The organism is Vibrio sp. TRT 17S01 (assembly GCF_050113695.1).
Lineage (GTDB): Bacteria > Pseudomonadota > Gammaproteobacteria > Enterobacterales > Vibrionaceae > Vibrio.
In genome coordinates, this window is record NZ_JBNJOG010000006.1 from 146,498 (window position 1) to 159,218 (window position 12,721).

The following is a 12,721-nucleotide window of genomic DNA, read 5'->3' on the forward strand; positions in this document are numbered from 1 at the left end:
GGACCTTATCGGTCCTTTTTTTGTATTGGAAACAAGCGGCTTTTATTTCGCACTCAAGACACTTGCGGGATTGAGTTGACTTGCTCTTGAAGCGGGATACCACGTTGCAAGCAAACTTAGAATTATCGCTGTGGAAGAAACCAACAACACATCATTGAAATCCACTTGAGAAGGCAGAAAGTCGACAAAATAGATATCACCAGATAAAAACTGATGCCCAATCAGCGTTTCTAAACCTTTAACCAGTTGGGTGAGGTTTAACGCAATCAAGACACCAAGAATACTGCCGATCACACTGCCTAACACACCAGAAAAAACACCTTGCCAAACAAAAATGCGCTTCACTAAACCATCGGTTGCCCCCATCGTTCGTAAAATCGCAATCTCAGCAGCCCGATCTTTTACCGCCATCATGAGCGTGGACACAATATTAAAGCTAGCCACACCAATCACTAAGACCATGACGAGATACATAATGGTGCGCACCAGCTGAATATCACGATACAAGAAACCATATTTCTGTTGCCAGCTTCGTAAATAGACATACACATCTAAGGTGTTTCCTGCTTCTCGAATGATTTGAGTCGCTTGCAATACATCACTCACTTTTACCGCTACGCCGCTCACACCCTGCCCAAGCTGCGCATAATTTTGCGCGTCCTGAAGAGGAATTAAGGCAAGGTTGTGGTCAATTTGCCCATTTAAGCGCAGCAAACCTGCAACCTGAACGCGAACACGTTTAGGCGCTTGTACTTTACTGGTACCGCTATTAGGTGGGATCATGAGTGTAATAAAGTCACCCTTTTCAACCCCTAATAATTCCGCAACCCCTTGTCCTAAAATGGCTTGCTGATGACCCGGTTTAAACTCTTGCCACACGGAAGAATCAATGAAGTTGGTTAAGCTTGAAACCTGCTTCTCCTGCTCATGGTCTATACCACGCACTTCAATGGCTTTTAGCTCTCGGCCTTTTTCAGCCAAAGCGGTCAACTTTACATAGGGTGCAGCAGCTTCAATTTTGGGGTGTTTTTCCGCTTGTAAAACGACTTCTCTCCAATCTTGGATCGGTGCTTTCACCCCTTCAAATTCGCCATGAGAGATCACCGAAAGAACGCGATTTTTTAGCTCCCGCTCGAAGCCATTCATCGCCGATAAACCAATGATGATGACCGCAACACCAACCGTAATGCCAATGGTGGAAGAAAGTGAGATAAAGGAAACCATTTTGTTTCGCTGTTTAGCTCGACTAAAGCGGCCACCAATAAAAAGTGACAGAGAAGAGAACACCTAAACGCCCTCCACATTAATCAACAAGCCATCTTGCATATGCAGTTGGCGATCCATTTTAGCCGCCAGTTCACCGTCGTGGGTCACCACCAAAAATGCTGTGCCAGACTCTTGATTCAATTCACGCATAAGATCGTATATGGCCAGTGCGGTTTTATGATCCAAGTTACCCGTCGGTTCATCAGCCAACACTAGATCTGGGCTGTTAACTAACGCTCGAGCAATAGCGACACGTTGCCTTTCCCCACCCGATAACTCAGAAGGACGGTGATCAATTCGATGACTCAGCCCAACCTTATCAAGTAATGCTTGAGCCGATTTTTTTGCATCATTGACGTTCATGCCACCAATCAATAGAGGCATGGCGGCATTTTCTAACGCAGAAAAATCAGACAACAAGTGATGAAACTGATAAACAAAGCCCAAATGCTTGTTGCGCAGCTTAGCTTGTTTATTTGAACTCAGCTTTGCCAGATCTTGACCAAGAAAATTCACATGCCCTTCTGTTGCGTCATCAAGTGCGCCTAGAATATGAAGCAATGTACTTTTCCCCGAACCAGAGGTACCAATAATGGACGCGAGTTCTCCACGATTAAGATCGAAGCTCACACCTTTCAAGACCTGAGTATCCAACGCTCCTTCATGATACGTTTTACATACATTACGACACTGTAAAAGATTACTCATATCTCAAAGCCTCAGCTGGTTTCACCGCAGACGCGCGGTACGAAGGAAATAATGTTGCCAGCAAACTCAGAGCAATGGCTAAAATGACAACAACAATAATTTGAATAGGATTAATTAAAATTGGCAGCTCGCCGCCAACGGAGAACAATGCAATACCCATAGTTTCTAACAATGCATTGAGGTTACTGGCCAGCAAGACACCAAGTCCTCCACCAACTAATGCACCAATTACCCCGCTACTTGCGCCTTGAACCATGAATATGGCTAGGATCTGGCTATCTCGCATCCCTTGAGTTTTTAAAATCGCGACTTCAGACTGCTTCTCCATCACCACCATGATCAGCGCAGAGATAATATTGAAAGCAGCAACACCAACAATCAGACCAAGCATCAGCCCCATCATGTTTTTTTCCATGCGGACAGCTTGAAACAACTCACCACGTTGGTCACGCCAATCTTGCCACTGCCAACCTTGAGGTAGCTCGTGGCGAGATAAATCCCCAACAACAAAAGGATCATCAAAAAAGAGTCGCCACCCGGTCATGCGGTCACTCTTCATTCTCATTAATCTTGCTGCATCATCAATGTGTGTGAGCATAAGCTGCCCGTCGACATCGGAACCTGTGTTATAGATCCCCGCGACGGTAAAAATACGTTGGCTAGGAATGCGTCCCAAAGGAGTGAACTGGCTGGCACTTGTCACCATTAAACGAACTTTGTCGCCCATGGTCACATCGAGCGCTCTCGCAAGTGTATGACCAATAAAAATTTGATACTCACCAGCCTTCATCGCAGACAAACGTCCTGCAATCAAATGGCGCTCGATCGGGTCATGATCACTAGGTTTGATGCCAATTAACAAACCTGCCGTCAGTTGAGAAGCACTTTGAATCACGGCTTCACTTTGAACAATCGGTTCAGGATGACCAGCGGAAGAAAGCTGACGGACAAACTCAGGTGGCGTATCGGTACGTTCTGTCTTACCACCAGACTGTGAAACAACAGCCTGTGGAAGCACACCGAGAATGCGCCCCTTCAGTTGGGCTTCAAAGCCATTCATCACCGATAAAACCGTCACCAGCGACATGACCCCGATAGTAATACCAGCCGTAGACATATATGAAACAAATCGGCTGAACCTATCACCGGAGCGTCCACGCAAGTATCGTAAGCCGATGAAGGCTGAAACAGGATGAAACATATTGGAAACCAAGAGTAATTGATGGCTGATACTGTAACGATTAATAGCTGAGGGTTGTAGCCCTAATTTGCTAATTAGCCGTCAAAATGTGTGATAAACAACGACATATCTTGATTAGTTTGCAGGTATGTCGATAATCAGAACATTAAAAGAAGGAATAGTTGCATGACAGAGCAAGAATTTTTTACCGTTCACCACCAGATGACCGTCAATGTTGAGCCATTGTCCGCCGATTTTGTGCTTCCTTCTAACGAGGTTTTTGTTAGCGAAATACCAGCACCTTTTCTTGTTGCCAGTGAATTTAGTCAACTTGACCAACTCAGTGATAATGCAAGAAGTGAGCTAAAGACGCACGAACTAAAGCATGTCATTGCATTGCTGGATAACCAAAACGAAAAACTCAATTTACTCCTGACGTTTATGCTCTCTCAGCAAGATGACGCAACACATCGCTCGACAACCACCCGCTTTGGCGCGAGCCTATTCACTTATCGCGCTCGTACCCCATTACAAACAGGGCAAAAAGCGAGAGTGAAACTGTTTCTAGAGCATCCAGCAGCAGCCATCTATTGCTACGCTCACTGTGTCAGTGTTGAGCAAGAAGCGAACGATACATTCATTACGATGAAATATGATTTATTACGTGATATTGATGAAGACTTACTCATCAAAGCGGCGCTTTATCAACAACAAAAACTCTTGCGCCAACGCTCTCTAAATCGTGATAAAAAATAGTACTGATCATGCCTAAAACATCTTTACTCAATCTGGCATCACCTGCAAAAGCCGGAGATAAAAAATTAGTCGGGAACCTGCCCGGCTCTGCCCTTGCCTTAACCATCGCCGAACTTGCGGTGCAGCATAAGGGGCATACTCTTCTAGCCGTTCCTGATCCTCAAACTGCGCTTAAGTTGCAGCAAGAGATCGAACAGTTCACCACCTACGATGTTGCCTTGTTCCCTGACTGGGAAACCCTGCCTTACGATAACTTTTCGCCACACCAAGAAATCATATCGGATCGTATTTCAAGGCTATATCAGCTTCCTACTCAGCAGTCTGGCATTACAATTGTGCCTGTCAGTACATTGTTGCAACGCCAATCGCCTCGCGATTTCTTAATGCAGCACACTTTGATGGTCAAGACTGGCGATCGTTACTCATTGGAAAAACTGCGTCTTCAGTTAGAAAAATCCGGCTATCGTCATGCTGACCAAGTATTTGGTCCTGGTGAATATGCGAGTCGAGGCTCAATCATCGACCTCTTCCCGATGGGTGCCAAAGACCCATTCCGTATTGACTTCTTTGATGATGAAATTGATACCATCCGTACTTTTGACCCAGAAAATCAGCGCTCGATTGAGGATGTCACAGAAATACGCCTACTCCCAGCGCATGAGTTCCCAACTTCAGAAACAGCGATTGAGGATTTTCGAATCCGCTGGCGCCAACGATTTGAAGCGCGCCGCGAGCCAGAATCTGTGTATATGCAAGTCAGCAAAGGCACATGGCCAGCAGGGATCGAATACTGGCAACCGCTGTTTTTTGAAAAAACCGAAACCTTATTCAACTATATTGCAGACGACAGTCAACTCATTACCGTAGGTGATATCGAATCTGCAGTCGACACCTTCCTCACTGATGTCGACTATAGATACGACCAACGTAAAGTTGACCCATTACGGCCGTTGCTGCCACCAGAAGAACTCTGGTTAAAGAAAGATGAGCTGTTTACTCACTTTAAACAACTACCTCAATGCCGTTTAACTATTGAGGCAGTGACAGAAAAACAAGGGCGAGCTAACCCAGAGTTTGCCCCTCTTCCCGATCTAGCTGTTCAGCATCAGAACAAAGAACCGATGGCAGCATTGAGGCAGTTTGCAGAAAGCTACACCGGTAAAATCGTCTTCTCCGTAGAGTCTGAAGGCCGACGTGAAGCATTACTCGAACTGTTACAACGCATCAAACTCAGACCCATTGAATTTACCCGCTTTTCAGAAGCACTGGCATCAAACGATAAATTCTCTTTGGTGCTAGGTGCGGCAGAACATGGTTTCTTGTTCGGTGAGCAACAATTAGCACTGATATGTGAAAGTGATTTACTCGGTGATCGCGTCATTCAAAGACGCAGAAAAGACCGTAAAGCGACCAACAGTGATGCGGTAATCCGCAACTTAGCGGAGCTTAAACCCGGCCAACCAGTGGTCCACATCGACCACGGTATTGGTCGCTACCTTGGCTTGCAAACCCTCGAAGCTGGCGGCATGACCACAGAATACGTCACGCTGGAATACCAAAATGAAGCCAAACTGTACGTTCCTGTCGCTTCACTTAACCTGATCAGTCGTTATTCAGGTGGTGCCGAAGAAAGCGCACCATTACACAAGCTAGGTGGCGAAGCTTGGGCAAAAGCACGTAGAAAAGCCGCTGAGAAAGTGCGCGACGTTGCTGCTGAATTGCTCGATGTGTACGCAAAGCGTGAGTTGAAGCCAGGTTACAAATTCGCACTCGATAGAGATCAATACGCCACATTTAAGGCCGGTTTCCCATTTGAAGAAACTGATGATCAATCTATGGCAATCAATGCCGTCATGTCTGATATGTGCCAAGCGAAAGCGATGGACCGCCTTGTTTGTGGTGACGTTGGCTTTGGTAAAACGGAAGTAGCAATGCGTGCGGCTTTCCTTGCAACAGATAATGGCAAACAAGTTGCGGTGCTGGTTCCTACAACCTTATTGGCACAGCAGCATTTTGAAAACTTCCGTGACCGTTTTGCTAACTTACCGATCCGTGTGGAAGTGCTATCACGATTCAAAACCGCAAAAGAGCAAAAACAAGTGCTGCAAGATGTGGCAGATGGAAAAGTTGATCTGGTTGTCGGTACCCATAAACTGCTGTCTAACGACATACAGTTTAAAGATCTTGGACTACTCATCGTCGACGAAGAACACCGCTTCGGTGTACGTCAAAAAGAAAAAATGAAAGCGATGCGCGCGGATGTTGATATTCTCACACTAACCGCAACACCGATTCCAAGAACCTTGAACATGGCAATGAGTGGCATGCGCGATCTTTCCATCATCGCAACCCCACCCGCTCGCCGCCTTGCGATTAAGACATTTGTACGCCAAAAAGACGATGCAATTACTCGTGAAGCCGTGCTGCGTGAGATCATGCGTGGTGGTCAGGTTTACTTCCTGCATAATCAGGTCGAAACCATTGATAAAGTCGCCGACGATTTAGCAAAACTCATCCCCGAAGCGCGGATAACCGTTGCTCATGGACAAATGCGTGAGCGCGAGCTTGAGCGCATTATGAATGACTTCTACCATCAGCGATTCAACCTACTGGTGTGCACCACCATCATTGAAACCGGCATTGACGTACCAACAGCCAATACCATTATCATGGATCGTGCTGACAACCTTGGTCTTGCGCAGTTGCATCAATTGAGAGGCCGTGTTGGTCGTTCACACCATCAAGCATATGCCTATCTATTGACGCCACATCCGAAAGCGATGACTAAGGATGCAATTAAACGTCTCGATGCTATTGCGTCCTTGGAAGACTTAGGGGCTGGCTTTACGCTTGCAACGCACGATCTAGAAATCCGCGGTGCAGGTGAGCTGCTTGGTGATGAGCAAAGTGGTCAGATCCAATCCGTTGGCTTTACGCTTTATATGGAAATGCTGGAACAGGCCGTGGAAGCGTTAAAAGAAGGCAAAGAGCCATCATTGGATGAACTACTTCGTGAACAGACCGAAGTCGAAATGCGTCTACCTGCCCTTCTTCCTGATGATTATATTCCAGACGTGAACACCCGTTTATCTATGTATAAACAGATCGCCAGTGTAACCAGTAATGAAGAGCTTAACGAGCTCAAGGTTGAGCTGATTGATCGTTTTGGTCTGCTCCCAGATGCGACAAAAAATCTGCTTTCTGTTTCACAGCTGAAACTGGATGCCGCAAAACTGAAAATCAAGAAAATTGAGGCTCACGATAAGGGTGGATTCATCGAGTTCTATCCGGACGCTGACATTAACCCGACATACTTGGTTAAACTATTGCAATCTCAGCCACAAAAATTCGCGATGGAAGGGCCAACTAAGTTCAAGTTTGCTGTACCATTGACTGACAGACGTAAGCGAATCCAATTTGTTGCTGACATGTTGGGCGAATTCCAACAAAATTTATTACCAACTGCCTGAATAATCGGGTGAAAATTAATAGCTACTGACATCTAGCGATGGAGTGATGATGAAAAAACTGATCCCACTACTACTCTTTTTTGTCGCCATGCCAACTTGGGCACAGCGACAATTTGATATAGAAGTGATCATCTTTAAGCGTGCAGTGAATGCTGAGACAACCAGTGAATCTTGGCCAGACTCACTGCCTCAAATCGACATGTCACGTGCAGGCAGTCTGGGTGATGCGAATTACCGTTCGCAAAAAGGCGTAAAACTGTTACCTAAATCGTCTTATCAGCTAAACACTCAGGAACAAAAACTGCGCAATCATGCCGGATTTAAAGTGCTACTTCACACAGCTTGGCGTCAAGGTGATCAGGGTCGTTATTCTGCGCCAGTATTCCACATCCGCGCGGGTCGAGACTTCTCTGGTCAGTTCAATGCAGATGGAACAGAAAAAGGCTCAGTCGCTCACTCTGAAGTAATGGACGGCATTACCGAACAAACCATTTCAGGGCCACTCACTGAGCTTGATGGTAAGTTCCAAATTTACGTTGAGCACTACTTATACGCAGATGTAACTCTGGATCTACAAGCACCAAGCGTGCGTAAAGTTATCTTAGAAGAGACACCAGTAGCGCCAAGTGACGAGATTGTTGATGGTGAAAATAGTGTTGTCCAAGCGGGCATGATGGAAGACATCACACCAAGCATAAGAGAAGAACGCTTCTTGAAGAGCTATCGTATGGACCAAAAACGTCGTATGCGCAGCTCAGAAACGCACTTCCTTGACCATCCTTTGATGGGGGCAATTATTCAAGTACGCCGCGTAAACTAAAGTTAAAAAGCCCTCACATGAGGGCTTTTTTACAACCATACTGTCACTATGAGTCCTGACTTCCAAATTATAACTCGTCGCTTATCGCTAGAGCTGATCGATTCAAAATCAGCTACAGAACTTGCGACCTTAGTTTCTCGTTCATCATCCCTTCACCAATGGGTTGACTGGTGCCACCCAGAATTCACGGAAAAAGAGGCTGAGCGTTTCATACTAGCCACACGCTTGAACTGGGTAAAAGCAGAAGCCTTTGGTTTTGGTATTTATGACCGCAGCAGCCGTCAGTTGATGGGAATGATCGCCATTAACGAGTTTTACCATACCTTCAATATGGCAAGTTTAGGCTACTGGGTTGCAGATGAGTTTCAACAGCACGGCTACGCAAAAGAAGCGCTCGATGCCGTCATTGAATTTTGTTTTGCTCAGTTAAAGCTAACGCGACTTGAGATTGTGTGCGATCCTAAAAACTTGCCAAGCCAACATCTTGCAACGGCTTGCCATGCCGTTTTTGAAACGAAAGCGGCAAACCGCTACCTGTATGACGGCAAACCTTATGAAGGGCTGGTTTATTCAATTATCCCCGAATAAGCACCCCGTGAGCACGAAAAAGCCAATACAAAAAAAGAGCTCATTCGAGCTCTTTTTTATTCTGTTTATTTGCGCTTAGTGCAATTTCAGATTTGGTCTGAGTACGCGGTTAATGCGTCCCATCAAAACAATAAGCGCCGTCTTGAACACGCCGTGAAGCGCCATTTGGTGCATACGGTACAGTGACACATACACAACACGAGCAATACGCCCTTCAACCATCATAGAGCCTTTGGTTAGGTTACCCATCAAGCTACCAACGGTAGAAAAACGACTCAATGAAACTAGAGAACCGTTATCTTTGTATACATATGGCTTCAGGTCACGACCATTCAATTTAGCCACAATATTGCTAAATGCGCGGCTCGCCATTTGGTGTGCAGCTTGAGCACGAGGTGGTACAAATGTGCCATCTTCTTGAGTACATTGCGCCAAATCACCGATAACAAAAATGTTGTCATCACGCGTTGTCTGCAAGGTATCTTTGACCACCAATTGGTTGATGCGATTACTTTCAAGACCACCAATTTCTTTCATAAAGTCAGGCGCTTTAATCCCCGCAGCCCACACCATGATTTTCGCTGGAATTTGTTCACCATCTTTCGTGGTTAAGCCATTCTCATTGGCTTCAGTCACCATAGTGGCAGTACGTACATTCACACCCAGCTTAGTGAGCTCTTGATGCGCTGCACTTGAAATACGAGGTGGAAGCGCAGGAAGGATACGTTCACCCGCTTCAACCAAGTTAACATTGAGCTTGCTTGAGTCCAGATCTTTAAAGCCGTATGTACGAAGCTCTTTAATCGCATTGTGTAGTTCAGCAGAAAGCTCCACCCCTGTCGCACCTGCACCAACAATGGCGATATCAACCGTACCTTGACCATTATTGGCATGCAGTTTTAGGAACTGGTTATTCATTTCCGTACGGAAACGGTGTGCTTGCTCTGGGCTATCTAGGAAAATACAGTGTTCGCGAACACCTGGTGTATTGAAATCGTTGGATGTTGAGCCAATTGCTAAAACGAGTAAGTCATATTCCAGTTCACGGCTCGGAACAAGAAGCTCGCCATGCTCGTCTTTTACTTCACTTAAAGTGATCACTTTACGTTCACGGTCGATATCGGTCAGGCTACCTAATTGGAAATCAAAGTGATGATTTTTTGCATGAGCACGGTAGCTTAACGCATCTACACCTTCATCCAGTGATCCAGTCGCAACTTCATGTAGCAAGGGCTTCCAAAGATGGCTTGATTTACGGTCAACCAAGGTTACGTTTGCGCGTCCTTTACGTCCCAGAGTGCGGCCTAACTTGGTTGCAAGCTCTAAACCGCCCGCGCCACCGCCAACAACGATAATTCGTGTCACTGTAACTATCCTCTAAATATAAATAAATGTGGTTCGACCCGAATACTCAGATCGATAAAATTTGTATTCGCTACCCCTTAAGCAGCAATAGAGGGAACAACAGGTTTGAAGATACGTCATCGGATTAAATGCACTACGACAATGCAAAGCACTATGCTGTTTCGCTAGCTAGTGATTCATGGGCAAGTTTTTATCTTGCTCTCAACTTTTTTTGATATTTATCAAATAATTTATAAGTAAGTCATTATATAGAGCAAATTTTACTGCGCAACCATAGTTTGCATTTATCTCAATAGAAAACTCATGGGTTTGTACAACAAATGATTCATCTGCTGAAAAAAGAAACGACCCACTGAATGGTGAGTCGTTTTTGGTGACAAAAAGGATAGTTTTAGCGTTAGCTAGAGGCCTTAAACGCCTTCATCGCTTGGAGGTGTTGCGAAATCTTTTTAAATTTATGAGTTTGGCTGTCATCCCATACAATATCGTAGTACGACTCAAGGGCAGCTGCCGTCTTGCTGTTGTCGTGAATTTCATCCTCCCGGGACAAAATCACCATACATCGATCTTTGTTTTTCGTTCTAAATTCAGAAACACATTTCGTCGCAATGTCTTCATATTCTTCAGGTCGATCAATACGACCTTGCATATTGATTTCTGGATGTAGATTTGGGTTAAATATCACCTGCTTGATACCACACAAGAAGCCAATACGTTCAGACCAGTACCCGCCTAAACCCACACCACAAATCATTGGGTCAGGATCGTTGGATAGCTCAATCGCCTTATGGACCTCTTTTAATAAATGCTGCATATCGTGCTTTGGATGAAGAGTGCTGTAATTAATGAAACGAACGTCATCGTCAATAAATTGCAATTGCAGCACTTTCTCGTGATTACCTGGGCTATTGCTATCGAAGCCGTGTAAATAAATGATCATGGTTTACCCCCGTCCTTGAAGCTTTCAATCTATCATGTAAACCAAGCTTTTAAAGCTCTGAATCTTATTTTGAACAAGGCGTTAAGTGAAACAGTGATCTTAGCTGCAAAACGACCCTTTGAGTTGTTGAGCTTGGCTCAAATAATGGTCATCTCCCCATAGCTGGTGGGCTAATAAATACCATAACATGGCCATGAGAGTTGCTCGCGGTTGCCAAGCCATCACACCTTCAACCCAGTCATCAACGCCTTCAATTTCTCTCAGTTTGCAATATCGGAACACCGCATCTAATGGCTTTTCTTCGGCAACGTCTATTGTCAAAGTCAAATCTAAACGCGGATCCGCAATGACAGCGTACTCCCAATCAATCACCCGATGTCCTATCTCAGTACTCACCATGTTGTAACCCGCCAAATCAAAATGGCACAAGGTTGTCCCCACATCGGCAAGGTTTGGCGCTTTCCGCCATTGTTGGTACAAAGAAAGATAGTCACCTTGCTTTATTTCAGGTTTCAATAACATCCAATAGTGATCAACCCGAGCTGTAAAGTTAAACGGTGCGACTGGGATTCGAGAGGTATCAAGAGAATGGACTTTGACCAACGTCTTTAGCAATGCATCAAAATCAAGCCCCTTGTGCAGTGACTCGCCCTCAATCCATTCCACGAGAAGACCTTGTTCATTGATGTAAATTGCTTGCGGAGCAAGATGAGATGACTCTATCGCTTTGAGTATTTGATACTCCTGAAAGCGAGAGATCGAAAATGCTTTCGTAATAGAAGTGGCTGGGCGCCACACATAAGCAGAGTTGTCGGGTAAAACCACTTTCCAACAGCGATTGGTTAAGCCACCAGTCAGTGTTTGGGCATATTCTGGAGCGGTATGAAAGAAGTGATTAAGAGATAACAACGAACTATCAAGTTGGCTGGCCTCTTGCCATGACATTCTTGCCATACATCACCTCTTTCATTCCTAACTCATAAAGCTTATAGACCTAAGAAGCTCTTAGATTCTTGCTTGCGGATTTCAGTTTCATCTGCCCATTCAATCAGACCTGTTTCTAGGTCCATTAAACGCATGGTCATTTTGTAGTACACGTCTTTATCATTACCCGCATTTTTAGCGATGCTTGATAGGTTTCCGTACATCATGTATTGAGCACCAACCATTTTACCAAACTGAATTGCCGTGCTTTGATTCACTAGCTCATCATTATTTTGGAAGTTAAGTTGTTCACGTACGGACTCTACACGATCCATATCGACAAAGCGGAACTTACCAGAATTGAGCATTTTGGTGCTGATAGTGTCCGTGATGGATTCCGTATCAATATGTTCACTGGTTTTGTTCTTGATTCGCTCAACAAATACGATTGGTCGAGAGTCACGCGTAATTGCCGCCACAGAGCCAGACATCATCATGCTATCAACCATTTCGCCCGCAATTTTTTGCAAGTCAGTTGAGCCAAAGTCGATGGTCGTTGTTTCAACTGCTTGAGCATCACCGTAGCTTACTCTATTCGAACAACCACCTAGAATCACGGCTAAGCCAAGCAATGCGATAACACTTTTTTTCATTATTGGTTCCTCAATTTACCAATTTTATTTGCATAAATTGTGCCTGTTGTA

11 protein-coding genes are annotated in these 12,721 nt (G+C 45.0%); 4 read left to right on the forward strand and 7 right to left on the reverse strand.

Annotated elements, in window-relative coordinates:
- Positions 1–42: 42 nt before the first annotated feature.
- The 3 genes from lolE to lolC are packed head-to-tail and all read right to left on the reverse strand — an operon-like array spanning position 43 to position 3,175.
- Positions 43–1,287, reverse strand: coding sequence for a lipoprotein-releasing ABC transporter permease subunit LolE (gene lolE, locus ACQEXS_RS11530; RefSeq protein WP_427013925.1), 1,245 nt, complete (start codon positions 1,285–1,287; stop codon positions 43–45).
- On the reverse strand, positions 1,288–1,974 hold the full coding sequence (gene lolD / locus ACQEXS_RS11535; RefSeq protein ID WP_427013926.1) for a lipoprotein-releasing ABC transporter ATP-binding protein LolD: 687 nt from the start codon (positions 1,972–1,974) through the stop codon (positions 1,288–1,290).
- Positions 1,967–3,175, reverse strand: coding sequence for a lipoprotein-releasing ABC transporter permease subunit LolC (gene lolC / locus ACQEXS_RS11540; RefSeq protein ID WP_427013927.1), 1,209 nt, complete (start codon positions 3,173–3,175; stop codon positions 1,967–1,969). Before lolC ends, lolD begins: the two co-directional genes overlap by 8 nt.
- Positions 3,176–3,340: 165 nt before the next feature.
- On the opposite strand from lolC, the gene ACQEXS_RS11545 reads away from it, so the two are divergent.
- The 4 genes from ACQEXS_RS11545 to ACQEXS_RS11560 are packed head-to-tail and all read left to right on the forward strand — an operon-like array spanning position 3,341 to position 8,788.
- Complete coding sequence (locus ACQEXS_RS11545) at positions 3,341–3,910, forward strand: PilZ domain-containing protein (protein WP_427013928.1); 570 nt, start codon at positions 3,341–3,343, stop codon at positions 3,908–3,910.
- Between the two features lie 8 nt (positions 3,911–3,918).
- Positions 3,919–7,380: a transcription-repair coupling factor gene (mfd, locus tag ACQEXS_RS11550; RefSeq protein ID WP_427013929.1), complete on the forward strand. Its 3,462-nt coding sequence runs from the start codon at positions 3,919–3,921 to the stop codon at positions 7,378–7,380.
- A gap of 49 nt (positions 7,381–7,429) precedes the next feature.
- Entirely contained in the window at positions 7,430–8,200 is a 771-nt protein-coding gene (locus tag ACQEXS_RS11555) for a peptidoglycan binding protein CsiV (protein WP_427013930.1), read from the forward strand.
- A 48-nt stretch (positions 8,201–8,248) separates the two neighbouring features.
- On the forward strand, positions 8,249–8,788 hold the full coding sequence (locus tag ACQEXS_RS11560; protein ID WP_427009282.1) for a GNAT family N-acetyltransferase: 540 nt from the start codon (positions 8,249–8,251) through the stop codon (positions 8,786–8,788).
- Between the two features lie 75 nt (positions 8,789–8,863).
- Here ACQEXS_RS11560 and ACQEXS_RS11565 read toward each other — a convergent pair whose 3' ends face one another.
- The 4 genes from ACQEXS_RS11565 to lpoB all read right to left on the reverse strand — a co-directional run bounded on the left by ACQEXS_RS11565 (position 8,864) and on the right by lpoB (position 12,670).
- Positions 8,864–10,153, reverse strand: a complete 1,290-nt coding sequence (locus ACQEXS_RS11565; protein ID WP_367986790.1) for an NAD(P)/FAD-dependent oxidoreductase — start codon at positions 10,151–10,153, stop codon at positions 8,864–8,866.
- Between the two features lie 397 nt (positions 10,154–10,550).
- Positions 10,551–11,093: an alpha/beta hydrolase YcfP gene (gene ycfP, locus ACQEXS_RS11570; protein WP_367986791.1), complete on the reverse strand. Its 543-nt coding sequence runs from the start codon at positions 11,091–11,093 to the stop codon at positions 10,551–10,553.
- 99 nt (positions 11,094–11,192) lie between these two features.
- Positions 11,193–12,047, reverse strand: a complete 855-nt coding sequence (locus tag ACQEXS_RS11575; protein ID WP_427013931.1) for a phosphotransferase — start codon at positions 12,045–12,047, stop codon at positions 11,193–11,195.
- Between the two features lie 32 nt (positions 12,048–12,079).
- Positions 12,080–12,670, reverse strand: coding sequence for a penicillin-binding protein activator LpoB (gene lpoB / locus ACQEXS_RS11580; RefSeq protein WP_367986793.1), 591 nt, complete (start codon positions 12,668–12,670; stop codon positions 12,080–12,082).
- Positions 12,671–12,721 lie beyond the last annotated feature (51 nt).

Bases quoted from the DNA above. Each gene is read 5' to 3' on its own strand.
- ycfP (WP_367986791.1), bottom strand. From the start codon at position 11,093: ATGATCATTTATTTACACGGCTTCGATAGCAATAGCCCAGGTAATCAC.
- ACQEXS_RS11575 (WP_427013931.1), bottom strand. From the start codon at position 12,047: ATGGCAAGAATGTCATGGCAAGAGGCCAGCCAACTTGATAGTTCGTTG.
- lolD (WP_427013926.1), bottom strand. From the start codon at position 1,974: ATGAGTAATCTTTTACAGTGTCGTAATGTATGTAAAACGTATCATGAA.
- ACQEXS_RS11560 (WP_427009282.1), top strand. From the start codon at position 8,249: ATGAGTCCTGACTTCCAAATTATAACTCGTCGCTTATCGCTAGAGCTG.
- lolC (WP_427013927.1), bottom strand. From the start codon at position 3,175: ATGTTTCATCCTGTTTCAGCCTTCATCGGCTTACGATACTTGCGTGGA.
- ACQEXS_RS11545 (WP_427013928.1), top strand. From the start codon at position 3,341: ATGACAGAGCAAGAATTTTTTACCGTTCACCACCAGATGACCGTCAAT.
- ACQEXS_RS11555 (WP_427013930.1), top strand. From the start codon at position 7,430: ATGAAAAAACTGATCCCACTACTACTCTTTTTTGTCGCCATGCCAACT.
- lpoB (WP_367986793.1), bottom strand. From the start codon at position 12,670: ATGAAAAAAAGTGTTATCGCATTGCTTGGCTTAGCCGTGATTCTAGGT.
- mfd (WP_427013929.1), top strand. From the start codon at position 3,919: ATGCCTAAAACATCTTTACTCAATCTGGCATCACCTGCAAAAGCCGGA.